The organism is Arsenophonus endosymbiont of Apis mellifera (genome assembly GCF_903968575.1).
GTDB lineage: Bacteria > Pseudomonadota > Gammaproteobacteria > Enterobacterales > Enterobacteriaceae > Arsenophonus > Arsenophonus apicola.
Genome location: NZ_CAJCFU010000024.1, coordinates 132,927 through 149,430 on the forward strand (window position 1 = coordinate 132,927; position 16,504 = coordinate 149,430).

Annotated in this window: 13 protein-coding genes and 4 tRNA genes; 2 read left to right on the forward strand and 15 right to left on the reverse strand. The window is 39.2% G+C overall.

Annotated elements, in window-relative coordinates; translation table 11 throughout:
• The first annotated feature begins 12 nt into the window (after positions 1 to 12).
• Together hemX and hemY are read left to right on the forward strand one after the other, a co-directional pair.
• Positions 13 to 1,257, forward strand: coding sequence for a uroporphyrinogen-III C-methyltransferase (hemX, locus tag H1X92_RS01570; RefSeq protein WP_180558561.1), 1,245 nt, complete (start codon positions 13 to 15; stop codon positions 1,255 to 1,257).
• Complete coding sequence (hemY, locus tag H1X92_RS01575) at positions 1,254 to 2,447, forward strand: protoheme IX biogenesis protein HemY (protein WP_180558562.1); 1,194 nt, start codon at positions 1,254 to 1,256, stop codon at positions 2,445 to 2,447. The genes hemX and hemY overlap by 4 nt, the downstream gene beginning before the upstream one ends.
• A gap of 1,105 nt (positions 2,448 to 3,552) precedes the next feature.
• On the opposite strand, the gene H1X92_RS01580 is transcribed toward hemY, so the two are convergent.
• The 15 genes from H1X92_RS01580 to wecB all read right to left on the reverse strand — a co-directional run bounded on the left by H1X92_RS01580 (position 3,553) and on the right by wecB (position 16,434).
• Positions 3,553 to 3,629, reverse strand: a tRNA-Pro gene (locus H1X92_RS01580).
• A gap of 63 nt (positions 3,630 to 3,692) precedes the next feature.
• Positions 3,693 to 3,779, reverse strand: a tRNA-Leu gene (locus tag H1X92_RS01585).
• A gap of 19 nt (positions 3,780 to 3,798) precedes the next feature.
• Positions 3,799 to 3,874 (reverse strand) — tRNA-His (locus H1X92_RS01590).
• A gap of 73 nt (positions 3,875 to 3,947) precedes the next feature.
• Positions 3,948 to 4,024, reverse strand: a tRNA-Arg gene (locus tag H1X92_RS01595).
• A gap of 153 nt (positions 4,025 to 4,177) precedes the next feature.
• A complete protein-coding gene (thrP, locus tag H1X92_RS01600; protein WP_180558563.1) occupies positions 4,178 to 5,554 on the reverse strand; it encodes a bifunctional threonine/serine APC transporter ThrP in 1,377 nt (458 codons plus the stop codon).
• Between the two features lie 268 nt (positions 5,555 to 5,822).
• The gene (gene wecG, locus H1X92_RS01605; protein WP_180558564.1) at positions 5,823 to 6,560 is read right to left on the reverse strand and encodes a lipopolysaccharide N-acetylmannosaminouronosyltransferase; all 738 of its coding nucleotides are present in this window, start codon (positions 6,558 to 6,560) and stop codon (positions 5,823 to 5,825) included.
• A 22-nt stretch (positions 6,561 to 6,582) separates the two neighbouring features.
• Positions 6,583 to 7,926, reverse strand: a complete 1,344-nt coding sequence (gene wzyE, locus H1X92_RS01610) for an ECA oligosaccharide polymerase (RefSeq protein ID WP_180558565.1) — start codon at positions 7,924 to 7,926, stop codon at positions 6,583 to 6,585.
• Complete coding sequence (locus tag H1X92_RS01615; RefSeq protein ID WP_180558566.1) at positions 7,926 to 9,008, reverse strand: TDP-N-acetylfucosamine:lipid II N-acetylfucosaminyltransferase; 1,083 nt, start codon at positions 9,006 to 9,008, stop codon at positions 7,926 to 7,928. The genes wzyE and H1X92_RS01615 overlap by 1 nt, the downstream gene beginning before the upstream one ends.
• On the reverse strand, positions 9,005 to 10,255 hold the full coding sequence (gene wzxE, locus H1X92_RS01620; RefSeq protein ID WP_180558567.1) for a lipid III flippase WzxE: 1,251 nt from the start codon (positions 10,253 to 10,255) through the stop codon (positions 9,005 to 9,007). Before wzxE ends, H1X92_RS01615 begins: the two co-directional genes overlap by 4 nt.
• A 1-nt stretch (position 10,256) precedes the next feature.
• Positions 10,257 to 11,387 (reverse strand): dTDP-4-amino-4,6-dideoxygalactose transaminase, encoded by a 1,131-nt coding sequence (gene rffA / locus H1X92_RS01625; RefSeq protein ID WP_180558598.1) that lies wholly within the window; start codon positions 11,385 to 11,387, stop codon positions 10,257 to 10,259.
• On the reverse strand, positions 11,374 to 12,096 hold the full coding sequence (gene rffC, locus H1X92_RS01630) for a dTDP-4-amino-4,6-dideoxy-D-galactose acyltransferase (protein WP_180558568.1): 723 nt from the start codon (positions 12,094 to 12,096) through the stop codon (positions 11,374 to 11,376). Before rffC ends, rffA begins: the two co-directional genes overlap by 14 nt.
• Positions 12,080 to 12,955 carry a glucose-1-phosphate thymidylyltransferase RfbA gene (rfbA, locus tag H1X92_RS01635; RefSeq protein WP_180558569.1) on the reverse strand — a complete coding sequence of 292 codons (876 nt, stop codon included), beginning with the start codon at positions 12,953 to 12,955 and terminating at the stop codon, positions 12,080 to 12,082. Before rfbA ends, rffC begins: the two co-directional genes overlap by 17 nt.
• A 19-nt stretch (positions 12,956 to 12,974) precedes the next feature.
• Positions 12,975 to 14,048: a dTDP-glucose 4,6-dehydratase gene (rfbB, locus tag H1X92_RS01640; protein ID WP_180558570.1), complete on the reverse strand. Its 1,074-nt coding sequence runs from the start codon at positions 14,046 to 14,048 to the stop codon at positions 12,975 to 12,977.
• Positions 14,039 to 15,307 (reverse strand): UDP-N-acetyl-D-mannosamine dehydrogenase, encoded by a 1,269-nt coding sequence (gene wecC / locus H1X92_RS01645; RefSeq protein ID WP_180558571.1) that lies wholly within the window; start codon positions 15,305 to 15,307, stop codon positions 14,039 to 14,041. Before wecC ends, rfbB begins: the two co-directional genes overlap by 10 nt.
• Positions 15,304 to 16,434, reverse strand: coding sequence for a non-hydrolyzing UDP-N-acetylglucosamine 2-epimerase (gene wecB / locus H1X92_RS01650; protein WP_180558572.1), 1,131 nt, complete (start codon positions 16,432 to 16,434; stop codon positions 15,304 to 15,306). The genes wecC and wecB overlap by 4 nt, the downstream gene beginning before the upstream one ends.
• Between the last annotated feature and the right edge of the window lie 70 nt (positions 16,435 to 16,504).

Here is a 16,504-nt window from a genome sequence, read left to right on the forward strand (position 1 = left end):
GAGATATTAATTATGACGGAACAGAATAAACCGAATGAGGCAAATGAAAACACATCAAATGCCTCAAAAACAGCAACGCAATCTACAGCCAAAAATGGTGTCTCTGATAAACAAAAGCGTTCTGGTCTGTTTGGTAGTATAATTACTCTCGTACTTATTATCATACTGGGTGGTGGTTTCTATTATTATCTTAATCTTAAACATCAACAAGTCGTCAATGAAAGTAGTGAACTGCAACAACAAATAAGTGAACTACTACGTCAACAAGAAACAGAAAAACAGCAAATTAACCAATTGGTTGAATCTCAGCGTATTACCCAGTTAGATAAAAAAGAATATGAGCAGCAACTTGAACAGCGGATCGAAGAATTACAAGCACAAATCACCACACTTTCAAGTACAGATGTAAAACGCTGGCTACTGGCCCAAGCTGATTTCTTAGCCAAAATGGCCGGCCGTAAACTTTGGAATGATAATGATCCCGTTACGGCAATTGCTTTATTGAAAAGTGCTGATGCAAGCCTGGCTGAAATGAATGATCCTAATTTAATTGAGATCCGAAAAACAATTAATAGTGATATTAGTGTGCTATCAGCCATTAGCCAAATTGATTATGAGGGAATTATTTTAAAACTTAATCAACTTAGCAGTGATATTGATAATTTACGTATAAATGATAGTGCCCCAGATGGCAAACCCATGGATGAAGATAGTACAGAACTTTCCAATAATATTGCTGATTGGAAACAAAATCTTAGTCAAAGTTGGAAAAATTTTAGTAAAAATTTTATTACCATTCGTCGTAGAGATTCTCATGAGACCCCTTTACTTGCACCTAATCAGGATATTTACCTACGCGCCAATATTCGAGCTCAGCTACTGATTGCCGCCCAAGCGGTACCTCGCTATCAAGAGCAAATTTATAAACAATCTTTAGAGCAAGTTTCAACTTGGATCCGGATCTACTTCAATACCAACGATGCGGCAACAAAAGCCTTCCTTACCGAAGTCGATAAGCTAATTGAACAATCCATTACAATGGATATTCCCAGTGAATTAAAAAGTTTATTATTGCTCGATAAAGCGTTACAAAAACGTATTCAAGGACAAATCCCTTCTTCTGCAACACCCATACCGCAAAAAAATCAACCAACTAATGAAAAGAAAACAAATCATGACATAAAAATAGCGCCACCTACACCAACAGAAGAGGCGGTGAAGCCAAGCAATAAAACCGCGCAGGAGAGAGCTGCATGATAAAAGTACTGATCCTTTTTATTGTACTGATTGCTGGCATCATTATTGGTCCCAATGTCGCAGGCCATCAAGGCTATGTCCTTATCCAAACCAACAACTACGATATTGAAACCAGTGTAACCGGTTTAGTCATCTGTTTTATTATTTTACAATTTATCTTCTGTTTTCTTGGCTGGTGCTATCGTCGTATTCGCGGCACGACATCATTTACCCATAATTGGTTAAAAGGCCGTAAATATCATAAAGCGCATAGTCAAACGCAAAAAGCATTACTAAAATTAGCAGAAGGTGATTTTTCACAAGTTGAAAAATTACTGACACGCCATGCTGACTATGCCGAACAACCGGTTGTTAACTATCTACTGGCAGCTGAAGCCGCTCAACAGCGCGGAGATGAATATCGTACCAATCAATATCTTGAGCGCGCAGCAGAAGTCGCCGGTAACCATCAACTTCCTGTTGATATTACGCGTGTGCGTATACAACTGGCCGAAAATAAAATTTATGCCGCACGTCACGGTGTTGACAAGTTACTGGATCAGGCTCCGCGCCACCCTGAAGTTTTAAGAATGGCAGAACAAGCTTATCGGCGTTGCGGGGCTTATCAAGCGCTTATTGAACTTTTGCCCATTATGCAAAAAGAAAAGTTATATAGTGCAGAAGAAATCGATAAATTACGCAAAGACGCTTATAAAGGTTTGATTAATCAATATACGGCTGAAGGTGGCAGCGAAAATCTAAAAGATTGGTGGCGGTCTCAAGGACGTAAAATACGTCATGATCCGGTACTACAATCGATCGTTGCTGCTCGTCTTATTGAATGTGACGATAGCGAAGCAGCGGAAAAAATTATTATTGATGGATTAAAACAGCAATATGATGAACATCTTCTATTGCTGGTTCCTCGTTTACAAATCAGCGATAGCAAAGCTATGAATAAAATCCTGCACAATCTAATAAAACAGTCTGGTGGTGCCACTCCCCTACTAAATAGTACTTTAGGTCAACTTGCATTACAGCATGCTGAGTGGCAAGAAGCGGAAAAATACTTTAAATCTGCTTTAGCACAACGTCCTGATGCTCACGACTTTGCCTGGCTTGCTGATGCTTTAGATAAACAACATAAAGCTGAAGAAGCTGCACAAATTCGCCAACATGGCTTACTTTTTTCATTAAAGCATGAAAGTTGATGGCTAACTCTATCTCTATTGTTTTAACCTCGGCCTCTAACTTTCAGAGGCTTTTTACTTTCACCGATTAAATTGACATTAATAACGTAAAACTATTTAAATTAAATAGCATCAATTATCACATTCAATAATTCCTATTGGATGAAATTTTAACTTTGTTAAAAAATTAATAAGATAAAAAAACACCTATCAAAAGATAGGTGTCAAAATACAATCAGGTCTACAGACGGATTGTGCCTCACTCAACGTTGCGTCCGGTTGGTGATGGATATTATTGCATCGATAACGTGGACAATAGGCACATTAAATTGGCTCTGCGTCATCCTATAGTTTATGATGCGAAACGCTATCACAAGAAGCTGGATGAGCATCTACACTCTATCTAAGGCATAATTCATGCCAAAATCATTTTTTTACTCAAAGACACTCTTTTTATTGCTATTATTGAATAAATATTCACCAAATAACGATTGATTGCCTTTTGACAAAATAATTTTACTTATTTTGATTGCCATAACCCACAATAACCAGTGCTAGATTGTCTCTCTTTAGAGACGCTATAGAAATATTTATATTTTTTCTTTATTTTTCATGCAATAAGATGTCTCTATATTGAGACATTAAAAGTTAAGTTTGTTGTTAAAATACGACAAACTTTTATAAATACAAAAAACAACATTTTAAATACAATTATGCCATTATTTCGCTATAAAAATTGGAAAAATAGGCATTCTCAGATAACCAGTATAAACGGATTTATCCATACTCATTTATTTAGCTAAATATAAAGATATAGTCGGCATAAGAACAGATAGATATCTAACCGATACCTGCCAGACCACCCAGCATGTAGCTTCACACCGGATGGTTCGAAAAATTGAGGTTATGTGAGAAGCGACAACTGGACATTTTGGCCCGCATGCAGTTGCACTTTACTTAATTTGTGGTGAGCGGCTTATGACGAGACTTTCACGCGCATGAATGAGCCATGCTAGGCACAAAAGAGAAAAAACAAACCCGGATTAAATATTGTGAGATTGCCATTGTCGCACGCAGGAGCTACAAAGAAAAAACCCTGCAAAAATTGCAGGGTTTCTTGAAAATTTGGTCGGCGAGAGAGGATTCGAACCTCCGACCCACTGGTCCCAAACCAGTTGCGCTACCAGGCTGCGCTACTCGCCGAAAATAAAACAATCTCTATTTTAATGATGTTTTTTATGTAATTTTTAAAACTTATTTATATTATGGTGCGAAAGGGGGGACTTGAACCCCCACATCCGTAAGGATACTAACACCTGAAGCTAGCGCGTCTACCAATTCCGCCACCCTCGCAAGCTGCATAAAACAAATATGGGGTGACTAATGGGATTCGAACCCACGACAACCGGAATCACAATCCGGGGCTCTACCAACTGAGCTATAGCCACCATAAAATCTTTAAAAATCCAATAAATTGGATACAACACTAATCTACTACACCGTAGCAGAGCACGCATTAAATGGCGCGCCCGACAGGATTCGAACCTGAGACCTCTGCCTCCGGAGGGCAGCGCTCTATCCAGCTGAGCTACGGGCGCTTAACGCCGTTGCGGGTGAGGATAGTACGGATTTAATAGCATGCTGTCCAGTGATTTTTTTAATAAAAAGGTTATTTGCTTATGCTTTATCCATTTCAATCACAAAATTAACCTTACTATCATTTTTTAGCCAGTCAAACCGGCTATTACTAATCATTTTTTCATCGCTTTACGGCAGAAAAAATGATTTAAAAAATAGATCACAGAAACAATCAATAAAAATACGCCGCCAACAATTAATGATAAACGCGTATCGGGATTAATTGCCATGCCAACAAGTACACACACCAAAAAAAGCAAGGTCAAATAATTCACGTAAGGAAACAATACCGACTTAAAAGTATGCTGGGTTAATTGCTGTTGATGCACTTGCCGAAAACGCAATTGACTCAACAAAATAACAAACCATGGTATCATTCCAGGCAATACGCTGGCACTATAAACATAAACAAAAACTGCTTGTGGATCAGGGATAATATAGTTGAGACCTGAGCCAACAATAAGACACAAAATTGTTAGCATTATGCACCGGGCAGGCACACCATTTGCTGTCACTTTCAATAAAGATTTTGGTAGTTGTCCATTTTGCGCTAAAGCATAAATCATACGCCCGCCACTATACATGCCACTATTACAACCTGATAATGCCGCTGTTAGTACCACAAAATTAATCACCGCAGCTGCCGATACAATGCCTACTTTGGCAAACATTAGTACAAATGGACTACCGTTTTGACCAATCTCTGTCCAGGGAAATAACGTTACAACAATAAAAATAGCACCAACATAAAAAATTAAGATTCGCCATAAAATATTATTAATCGCTTTTTTTAATGTCACTTGCGGATTTTTCGCTTCCCCAGCAGTAATGCCAACTAATTCAACACCTTGATAAGAGGCCACTACAATACAAAGCGCAAACAAAAAGCCTTGCCAACCACCAGCAAAAAAGCCACCATGCTCAGTCAAATTGGCTAAACCAATAGGTTCAAAATTATTGCCAATACCAACAAAAATCAGTCCTAGTCCAATTAAGATCATCACAACAATCGTGGTAACTTTGATCATGGCAAACCAGAATTCCAATTCACCATACAAACGTACTGCGGCTAGATTAGCTAGAGCAACAAGTACAACCGCAATCAACGCAAAAACCCATTGTGGCACCTCAGGAAACCAAAATTCCGCATAGACACCAATCGCTGTGATCTCTGATATCCCAACAGCGACCCACATGAACCAATAACCCCATGCCGTTAAACATCCCCAATATGGGCTCAAATATTTATAACCAAACGAGGCAAAGGCGCCAGTAACGGGTTCAAGAAACAACATTTCTCCCATTGAGCGCATAATAAAAAAAACAAATAATCCAGCAACAATGTATGCCAGTAATACAGAAGGTCCTGCCCATTTTAACGTACTGGCAGAACCCATAAATAAACCAACACCAATTGTTCCACCTAATGCAATAAGTTCAATATGCCTCGCTTCAAGGCTGCGACTGAGGCCTTGTTCCGGTTTCCCCATAGCAATTTCCTGCCCTTTCAATAATCACTTAATACCATATGACCTTCATGGTCAAAATGACAGATAATAGTGCCGTAATGAAAACATGTTTTTAATAATAACGAAATAAAAATTTATAAATGTAATCAAAATAGTGGTAATTGCTCAACAATGAAAAAACTGTTGTAAGCTAAAAAACCCTATTCTAAAGAAGGCCTAGCAGATCGAATTACGATTTATTACCTGTCAAAGCGAGCCATTGCAAAAGAAATAATATACAAATAAATGACTAAAGTTTGCCACCATAATAATAAGCCAAAAAGCGCAATAATTTTACTTGTCTTTTAATACGACTCGGCTGAGCAAGCAATCGATATAACCATTCCAACCCTAATCGTTGCCATAATTTAGGAGCGCGTTTTATATGTCCAGTAAAAACATCATAAGTACCACCTATTCCCATATAAAGTGCGTCGGGATAAACTTGCCGACAATCACGGATAACAATTTCTTGCTTTGGTGAACCCATCGCTACGGTAACAATTTTCGCGCCACTCGCCTGAATGCGATTAAATAATATTTCACGCTGTTCAGGTTTAAAATAACCATCTTGGCTACCAACAATATTCACCTGCCACTGAGTCCGAAGTTTATTTTCGGTCTGTTTAAGAATTTCCGCTTTTCCACCAACCAGAAATACGGGTACCGCCTTTTGACCTGCGATTTCCATCAAGGCTTCCCACAAATCCGCACCCGCAATACGTGAAACCTTTGCTTGTGGGTATTTACGACGAATCGCTCTGACAATACTGATCCCATCGGCATACAGATATTCTGCTTCAGCGAGTAGTGCATTTAAGTCTGAGTCTTGCTCTGCGGTTAAGACTTTTTCTGCATTAATAGCCACTAATGTTCCAGGCTTAATCTGTTGATTGGAAAACAGATAATCGAGGAAATGGCTTATATCATGGAAACCCCAAATAAGATGACCTCGAATATCATATTTCGGGATCACTTTTTGCTTCATACATTACTCCAGTAGCTATTATTTAGCTTATTTTTTTACAATCATTGGTGATATATATGCGAATTAAACCGGCTTTAGCAAATAACCAATAAACCAATTTGGCAACAAACAGACAAAGCACAAATACCAGACCAAAAAACACCACTCGTGAAACGAAAGAGTCCACACCCTCACGCACAAGAACAATAATATTAAAAATAGCGCCAAAACAGAAAGCTTGCAGAATAACAGCTTTATAACGATTGGTTTCAAGCTTACTTTTTTCATAAAGCCAATCAAACCATTTGATAATCAAGCCAACGCTAATCGCGCCTATAGGAATAAAAACAACCCCCCCCATCACGACTAAAGAACCAATTAATGTTGGCGAAATGGCTAAACCAGAGTGATTATTAAGTACTTGCCAGGTAAAATAATTGGCTGAATTCAATACCATATTAGGTCGTTCAGGCCATAGCCAACTGGGAATAAAAACATAAAAATCACGTACAATCGGGGCTAATCCTTGGAATTCAATTTTGTCATAGTTATCTAGCAACAGTGCCAAATTTTCCCAAGGGGAAAAAGTATCACGGGTTAAATAAAGAAAAGTATAAAAAGCCTCCGCGCCACGAACATTCAACCCATAACGCTCCAATGCTAACCAAAACATGCCAATAATGCCGATAACACCGGCAATGGTTAGCATCCATAAATTGATCCAGCCACGGATGATGCCGATAAATAGGAAAAGTGCAAAGGCAATAATAATATTAGCCCGTGTTCCACCCACAACCAGATAAGTAAGTACCCCAAAAAAAACTGTGCTGAATAGAAAAAACAACCAGCGATACTGGGTCGGCTTTAAAAAATAGACAATCAACATAGCTGGGATGAAGAAATAAAAAAAACGCTTTAAAGCTATGCTAGAAACTTCTCTAGAAAAAATCTGGCTATAGGACTGTAAACGAAATAGTAAAAAGCCATTTTGTAAGAAAAATATCGCCACGGTTACTATGGCAATAAACATCAACAAAAAACAAGTTAACCGGGTTTCTACCCCATTCATAGTGAATAATGGCTTTTGAGATTGTTGGACACTACTTCGCAATCGGGTTTTGTACGCAATATAATAAACAATGTAAAAACTGATAGATGAGAGCAGTGCATTTAATAATGCATTAGCTGGTACCACACTAACATCAAATTGAAAAACAAGTAATCCCGTTAATGGGAAACCAAAGTAGAATGTTAATAAATAAAGTAAAGAAAAAAAGATATTGAAATTGAAACGTTCGCGCCGAAATTCTCGATAGGTTAGCGCTAAAATTAATATCAGAGAGATAAAATAGACTATCGATAGGCCACCAAATTCCGCTAAAGTCATTACTGCTCTCCTATCGATGTCAATGCAGCTTGCCACCCTTTAATAAAATTAGGATTAAAAAAAGCTATTTGGCTTCTAACAATTAACGTCATTTTTTCTCGAATAGCAGCCAGTTGTCGTTCATCCAATTGATCATCATAAAATAGAAAAGGGACACTTTGTTCGATAAGATCCTGCCAAAAGTAATTTTGACGGCTAATAATAAAAGGAATTCCGAACTGAATGAGTAAGCACAATGTGCCGATACCCTGCTGTCGTTTGAAAATAAAGTAACCTACATCACAGCAACGCAGTAAAGTCAGATAGTCATTAAAAGCTATTTTTTCCTTAATAATTATCACCTCCCCATCAGGGAAATACTTTTCCGCTGCCTGAGCGACTTCGCCAATATACATTTGATTATTATCGGGATATCCCATAGGAACAAAAACTTCAACTGGCTGATCAGCAAACTGCTTTTTGATCGCCTGCAATGCTTCAATATGTCGATTGGATTTATCACCTGAGTTACCAACCAAAATTGTTACTTTATCGGTTTGGCTAATCGATTTTTCATAGACGGTTGAAGCCGGATCCATTTTGGTTGGAAAATAGAGCAAAGTTGTTGGTATTGCTGGATTTGCATGAGAAAAATAATTTAAATCACCTCGGGTAGCAAAAACATGCCCTACCCGTTTAAATGCTAGACGCCGTAAATAATAAAATAATCTAAATTTCAATGCAGTTGAGTCCTCATAGAGATCAGCGCCCCAAATATGCCATAAAAATTGTTGTCGACGGATCTTGCCAAATAATAATGCCAACCAAATTGACACATTAAACTGACCATGAAAAAAGAATTGGCAATTTCTTTCAACTTTTGCTTGCCTTGCGATAACTTTAGCGATCGCTTTTTTATTATCAAATTGCTGAATGTTAAGACATGGATAACGTGATGCTAGCGTGGGATCAAGGCTAACGACCATAAACTGTCTTTTTTCTCGTGAAGGCATTGACGAAGATAAAACATCATTAAAATATGCTAACACAGTCTGATTATGATGTGGGATGTCAGAGCCTAATACATGGATTAAGGTTTTCATGTCCGCCTGCAGTAAAGATAAAATATGCCACTAAAAAGCATAAAATAAACGATATAAGTTGCCATATAGGCCTGAGCAGCACCTAAAGCGCCATAAGCGGGTATTAACCAATAAGCAAACCCCGTTAACAACGCAAATTGCGTCACTTCCGTTAAAATGTAGAATCGTAATGCTGCCTTAGCAATAACTAAATAACCGAACACATAAGCGCCAACTTTCAATACATCACCAATCAACTGCCAAGCAAAAAGATCGCGCATGGCGAGAAACTTATCGGAAAAAAGCAGCCAAATTGCCAGATCTCGCAATAGCCATACGGTAAAACTAGTTATCGCTACCGCTGGTAAAACAAACTTCAAAGCTTTAAAAATTTCTGCGCTAATCTCATCTCTATGCTGCAATTTAGCTAAAGTGGGCAATAAATAAACGGTAAAAGATGCGGTAATAAACTGTAAATAAGCATCTGAAATACTAGTCACTGCCTGCCAAATACCCACCTCATCCCAACTATATCGCTCAGACAATAAATTTCTCATCATAATATAGGCAACCGGTAACGTTACTGAAGTAATTAACGCCATTAAGGTAAATTTAGTTAAGTGATGAGCAATAGCCCTATTCCAATTTGGTTTTAAAAACGACCAATTCAGTTGTTTATGGCGTAAAATCATGATCGCTGCTGGCACAACAATCAATGCAGGAACTAAAGCTAATCCTATTAGCGCCCCTTGATAACCATTTAATCTAAAACAAAAATAGTAAGCAATCACTCCTGCTAAGCTTCCGACGATAATCGATAGTGCATTACCTTTCGCATCACGATAACCTTTTAATATAGCCAGAAAATAATTCGCATAAGCAATCCCCATTTGTATCAATGCTAAGGCACAAATAACCATTTGATAATGAGTATGACCAAATAGTGCCAGACTGATAAATGAGCCAAAGAGTAAAAAAATAAGCGCTAATAGGGTTGAAAAACCCAAAATAATGGATGATGAAGTGCCTAATACAGCACTTAATTTTGGGGGTGTCTGATGATATTCAGCAACATATTTGGTCACGCCATTGAAGATCCCTGCACCAGATAAAACGCCAAGTACAGTAATCAATTGACGGAAATTTCCTGCCTGACCAACCCCACTAGGACCAAAAGAAACAGCCAATAATTTGATAACGACTAACCCTGTCCCAATTTTTATCAAGGTTGAAATCGCTGTCCATACAGACGCTTTAGCTAATGACATATCACGCAAAAAAACATTGGATTTGCTTGATCACCTGGCGCTGTTCTTCATCGCTAAGATTATAGAACATAGGTAAACGTACTAAACGATCACTTTCTTTCGTTGTATAACAATCATCACCATGAAACCGGCCAAATTTGTGACCCGCAGGGCTGGAGTGTAAAGCGACATAGTGAAATACCGTCAAAATATTTACTGTTTGCATATGCTTATTAAATGCTGTTCTTTGTGCAATATCTTTCAGTTTGATATAGAACATATGGCCATTTTGTTGCAAATCAGTAGGTATTACAGGTAAATCTAGTTTACCTTCTTCAGCTAAAGGTTTAAGTGCTTGATAATAGTTTTTCCATAAATCTAACCTGCGCCGATTAACTTTTTCCGCCTGCTCCAATTGTGCCCATAAATAAGCCGCCTGTAGATCTGACATTAAATAACTGGAACCAATATCTCGCCAAGTATATTTATCAACTTGGCCACGGAAAAACTGACTGCGATCCGTGCCTTTTTCCCGTACAATCTCTGCTCGCTCAATAAGCGAAGGATCATTAATCAATACAGCACCACCCTCACCACCAGAAGAGTAATTTTTCGTTTCATGAAAACTATAACAACCAATATGACCTAGCGTGCCAAGTGCTTTCCCTTTATAAGTCGACATAACACCTTGAGCAGCATCTTCAACCAAATAAAGATGGTGTTTTTCTGCCAATGCCATAATAGTGTCCATCTCACATGCAACACCAGCATAGTGAACAGGGACAATGGCGCGAGTTTTGGCCGTGATCGCCGCTTCAATTTTATTTTCATCCATATTCATGGTATCAGGCCGGATATCGATAAATACAATCGTCGCTCCCCTTAGTACAAATGCATTAGCGGTAGAAACAAAGGTAAAACTTGGCATAATAACTTCATCACCCGGTTTAATATCCAGCAAAATCGCCGCCATTTCCAAAGCTGCTGTACAAGAAGGGGTTAGCAACGCCTTCGGACATTGAAAATGGGTTTCTAGCCACTTTTCGCAACACTGAGTAAAGTGCCCATCACCACATAACTTGCCACTGTGCATGGCTTCTTGCATGTAACCTAATTCAGTACCAATAATCGGTGGTTTATTAAATGGGATCATGTCGTCCTCGATATAACCAATAAGCGGTGCTTTCAATTTGTGCACCCATTTGCGTATAAAGACGCATAGCGACAATATTACTGATTTGCGTCGCTATCCTTAATCGCTCTAACCCTTGCTGCTCACACCATTGGCATGCTGCTGTTAGTAATTGTTTACCAACCCCTTTACCCTGATGAGCTGGAGCAGTGGCTAATAAACCAACCCTCGCCTCTTTTTCAACGGCTAGTTTTCTTACCGTGACTAAACCCTGAATATCTCCTTGCACATTTTTGACTAACAAGCAGACGTCATCAAAAGTGCCTTTAACGGCTTTTTCAAGCCAAATAGAATAAAAACGGGCATTATCTGCCAATCGATACCAGGGCGTGCGAAAACGGCTATGCGAAAAAGCCGTAGCTGCAATACTTTTCAAGAATTTTATATCTTTTTCAGCCGCCACCGCTAATTCTGAACGGTGATCTTTTATCCGACTAGCAATATCCAGACAAAAATCAACTTCACCTTCTACCAACCAAAAACCCATCGCTAGCATTGTGTCAATCCGTTCAGTATTAGCGGTCGCAATTTTGGCTTGCACAATATCGTAGTCGGCTAATTGTGCTAATGAAACAACCGGTGCATCCGGCGCAAAATGTAACTTTGCCGTTTTACGCTTAAAAAAATCACTTTCCCAACTGAGTATTTCAATATTAGCGTGGATAGACATGCAGCAAATCCTGTAAATATTGACCATAACCAGTTTTTGCCAGTTTTTCCGCTGATTTTCTAACCTGCTCATCAGTCAACCAGCCGTTACGCCATGCGATTTCTTCTAGGCAAGCGATCTTAAATCCCTGCCTTTTCTCAACGGTTTGGACAAACATACTCGCTTCAATCAAGCTGTCATGAGTGCCGGTATCTAACCAGGCAAATCCGCGGCCTAGTAGCTCAACATTTAATTCACCACGCTCAAGATACATTTGATTCAAACAGGTGATCTCAAGCTCACCACGTGGCGAAGGTTTAATTTGTTTTGCAAAATCAACGAGTTGATTATCATAAAAGTAGAGCCCAGTAACCGCCCAATTGGATTTAGGTCGCTGTGGTTTCTCTTCAATAGAGAGCACTTTAAATTGCTCATCAAATTCAACCACTCCAAAACGTTCAGGATCCATCACTTGATAAGCAAATATGGTTGCCCCTGACAGGCGAGCCGTTATAGCTTTTAATTTACCGCTAAAAGCCTGTCCAAAATAGATATTGTCACCTAATATCAAACAACAAGCATCATCACCAATAAATCTTTCACCAATCAAAAATGCCTGCGCTAAGCCGTCAGGCGAAGCTTGTATGGCATAATTGAAATGAACACCGAAAGCATCACCATCGCCAAGTAAACGCTGATAATCAGGCAGATCTTCAGGTGTCGAAATAATCAATATTTCTCGGATGCCAGCCAACATAAGGACCGAAAGCGGATAGTAAATCATCGGCTTATCATAAATAGGTAATAGTTGTTTTGAGACACCGCGTGTAATGGGATACAAACGGGTTCCAGAGCCACCAGCCAAAACAATGCCTTTCATCACGTTTCCTCGTTTTCAATTATGTCGCAATGCCTAAGCGTTGACCGGCATATGAACCATCTTGTACATGACGCCACCAAGTTTCATTACTTAAATACCATTCAACGGTTTTATGCATACCCGATTCAAAGGTCTCTTGTGGCTTCCATCCCAACTCTTGCTCTATCTTGCTAGCATCAATTGCATAACGCATATCATGACCTGGACGATCAGTGACATAAGTAATTAAATCACGATAATGAGTCACACCATTCGGCTTAATCGGACGTAATTCTTCCAGTAGATCGCAAATAGTATTTACCACATCGATATTTTTTCGCTCATTATAACCGCCAATATTATAAGTCTTACCCGCATCCGCCTGACTGATGACTAAGTGCAATGCACGAGCATGATCTTCAACATATAGCCAATCACGGATCTGTTCTCCTTGACCATAAACAGGCAATGATTTACCGGCTATCGCATTCAATATCATCAGAGGAATTAATTTTTCAGGAAAGTGATAGGGGCCATAATTATTTGAGCAATTAGTCACTAATGTTGGTAAGCCATAAGTACGCTGCCAGGCTCTGACTAAATGGTCACTGGAAGCCTTTGAAGCTGAATAAGGGCTACTCGGTGCATAAGGGGTTGTTTCGGTAAATAGCCCTGCAGTTGTATGCAGATCGCCATAAACTTCGTCGGTAGAAATATGATGGAAACGAAATAACGGTTTTTTCTGCTGGTCTAAATGATTCCAATAATTGCGAGCAGCCTCTAATAAAAGATAAGTGCCAACAATATTAGTCTCGATAAAGGCGGCTGGCCCATCAATCGAGCGATCAACATGACTTTCCGCTGCTAAATGCATAATAGCATCAGGTTGATATTGCTGAAAAATTTTATCCATTGCCGGCCGATCACAAATATTTATCTGGGCAAAAGAATAACGTGGGCTTTCTATCACTGACGCTAAGGATTCCAGATTACCGGCATAAGTCATGCTATCAACGACTAGCACACTATCGTCAGTATGCTCAATGATATGACGCACGACTGCCGAACCAATAAATCCAGCTCCTCCCGTCACTAAAATACGTTTCAACGCCAAACTCCTTTTGTATCAACCACCCATTTTTGCGGGATTTGTTCACCATTAATCGCCTTAAATTGTTGATGGTCAACCAGCAACAAAATAATGTCTGCATTAGCAATAGCAACTTCAGTAGAAACCAATTGACAAGGGCCATTCAGTACTTTTGGTAACTCATCAATATTGGGTTCTACTACATAAGTGCAGCCCCTATGCCAATCAGCAATTATTTTAGTAATTTGCATAGCGGGACTTTCTCGTAAATCATCAATATCCGCTTTAAAAGCAAGACCAAAACAGGCAATTTTAATTTCATTTGCCAGTTTACCTGTCTCAGTTACACAATCCGCTAATGCTGTCTTGACCTGCTCAACAACCCAAACGGGCTTACTATCATTAACCAAACGAGCATTATGTATCAAACGGGCTTGCTTTGGATTCTGAGCAACAATGAACCAGGGATCAACAGCAATACAATGACCTCCAACACCAGGGCCTGGTTGTAAAATATTGACCCGTGGGTGAAGATTGGCCAAACTAATCAGTTCCCAAACATTGATCCCTTGCTCAGCACAAATAAAAGACAATTCATTGGCAAAAGCAATATTCACATCGCGAAAACTATTTTCTACTAATTTACACATTTCAGCCGTTTTCGCATTAGTGAGCACGCATTCACCTGCCAGGAAAATTTTATATAATTCACTGGCTCGTTGAGATGACTTCATTGTCATACCACCAATAACACGATCATTTTCGATCAGCTCAATCATGACCTTACCTGGCAAAACACGCTCAGGGCAATATGCAATATCAATATCAATATCAGAATCTTCACCTTGTTGCTGTGGAAATGTCAGATCGGTACGTATAGCCGCTAGCAGCTGTGCCATTTGCTCTGTCGCACCAGTTGGCGAGGTAGACTCTAGAATAATTAAATCACCTTTTTTTAAAAACGGAGCAATTGATTCTGCCGCTGCCATAACATAAGAGAGATCAGGCTTATGATCATCTTTAAAGGGTGTAGGAACCGCAATTAAGAACGCATCCGCTTTTTGAGGTGTGGTAAACGCTTTCAAATAACCAGCTTCTACAGCTGTTTTTACCGTCTTATCTAAATCTGGTTCAACAATATGAATTTTGCCTTGATTTATTGTATCAACCGCATGTTGATTAACATCAACCCCAATCACTTTTTTCTGCCGAGCAGCGAATGCGGCGGCGGTAGGTAAACCGATATAACCTAACCCAATAACAGAAATAGTTTCAAAACTCATAATGCCACCTGATTTGTTTTCAACGCTTCAAGAATTCGCAGGCAAGCTTTACCATCACCATAAGGATTATGTGCACGGCTCATTTTCTGGTAAGCATCGTCATCCGTTAATAATTGCGTTACGGCTTGAACAATTTTTTCTGTTTGTGTACCGACTAAACGTACCGTACCAGCTTCAACCGCTTCGGGACGCTCAGTAGTATCACGCATTACTAATACAGGTTTACCTAAAGCTGGCGCTTCTTCTTGAATACCCCCTGAATCCGTCAGGATCAAATAAGCGTTATTCATTAAATAAATAAAAGGTAAATAATCCTGTGGATCAATTAAGATTATATTATTAATACCCTGCAAAATTCGTTGTACTGGTTCACTAACATTTGGATTGAGATGAACCGGATAGACAACTTGAATATCCGTATGACTTCTGGCAATTTCAGCTAATGCATAGCAAATACGCTCAAATCCGTTACCAAAGCTTTCCCGCCGATGTCCTGTAACTAACAGCATCTTTTTATTTTGGTCAAGAAAAGGATATTGCGCAGCAAGGCTTGCCTGTATTGTGGCATCATTCATCACTTTATTACGTACCCAGAACAATGCATCTATTACCGTGTTACCAGTAACAAAAATGCGATGATCAGGGATCGATTCGCCTCGTAAATTTCTTCGTGAGTACTGGGTAGGTGCGAAGTGATACATTGCCAAATGACTGGCAATTTTACGATTGGCCTCTTCTGGCCAAGGAGAATATAAGTTACCAGTACGTAATCCTGCTTCAACATGACCAACCAGAATACGCTGATAAAAGGCAGCTAGACTGGTCGCCATCGTGGTTGCCGTATCACCATGAACCAATACCACATCAGGTTTAAAAGATAGCAATATGGGTTTCATCCCTTCAAGAATACGACAAGTAATATCAGTTAAATCTTGGCCTGGAGTCATAATATCTAAATCATAATCAGGTATGATCTCAAAAAGGTGCAATACCTGATCCAACATTTCTCTATGTTGAGCAGTTACGCAAACTTTCGACTCAAAAGCCTTATCGTTTGTCAAAGCATGTACAAGTGGAGCCATTTTTATGGCTTCAGGACGAGTACCAAACACAGTCAACACTTTCACAGTGGCTCTCTTTTTTATTTTAACTTCATCTACTAATGAGATGTATCTTCAATAATGATTTTACCTTCAA

Excerpts from the sequence above, each read along its gene's own strand:
- H1X92_RS01615 (WP_180558566.1), bottom strand. The coding sequence starts at position 9,008 with ATGAAAACCTTAATCCATGTATTAGGCTCTGACATCCCACATCATAAT.
- hemY (WP_180558562.1), top strand. The coding sequence starts at position 1,254 with ATGATAAAAGTACTGATCCTTTTTATTGTACTGATTGCTGGCATCATT.
- hemX (WP_180558561.1), top strand. The coding sequence starts at position 13 with ATGACGGAACAGAATAAACCGAATGAGGCAAATGAAAACACATCAAAT.
- wecC (WP_180558571.1), bottom strand. The coding sequence starts at position 15,307 with ATGAGTTTTGAAACTATTTCTGTTATTGGGTTAGGTTATATCGGTTTA.
- rfbA (WP_180558569.1), bottom strand. The coding sequence starts at position 12,955 with ATGAAAGGCATTGTTTTGGCTGGTGGCTCTGGAACCCGTTTGTATCCC.
- rffA (WP_180558598.1), bottom strand. The coding sequence starts at position 11,387 with ATGATCCCATTTAATAAACCACCGATTATTGGTACTGAATTAGGTTAC.
- wzxE (WP_180558567.1), bottom strand. The coding sequence starts at position 10,255 with ATGTCATTAGCTAAAGCGTCTGTATGGACAGCGATTTCAACCTTGATA.
- rffC (WP_180558568.1), bottom strand. The coding sequence starts at position 12,096 with ATGTCTATCCACGCTAATATTGAAATACTCAGTTGGGAAAGTGATTTT.
- wecG (WP_180558564.1), bottom strand. The coding sequence starts at position 6,560 with ATGAAGCAAAAAGTGATCCCGAAATATGATATTCGAGGTCATCTTATT.
- wzyE (WP_180558565.1), bottom strand. The coding sequence starts at position 7,926 with ATGACTTTAGCGGAATTTGGTGGCCTATCGATAGTCTATTTTATCTCT.
- thrP (WP_180558563.1), bottom strand. The coding sequence starts at position 5,554 with ATGGGGAAACCGGAACAAGGCCTCAGTCGCAGCCTTGAAGCGAGGCAT.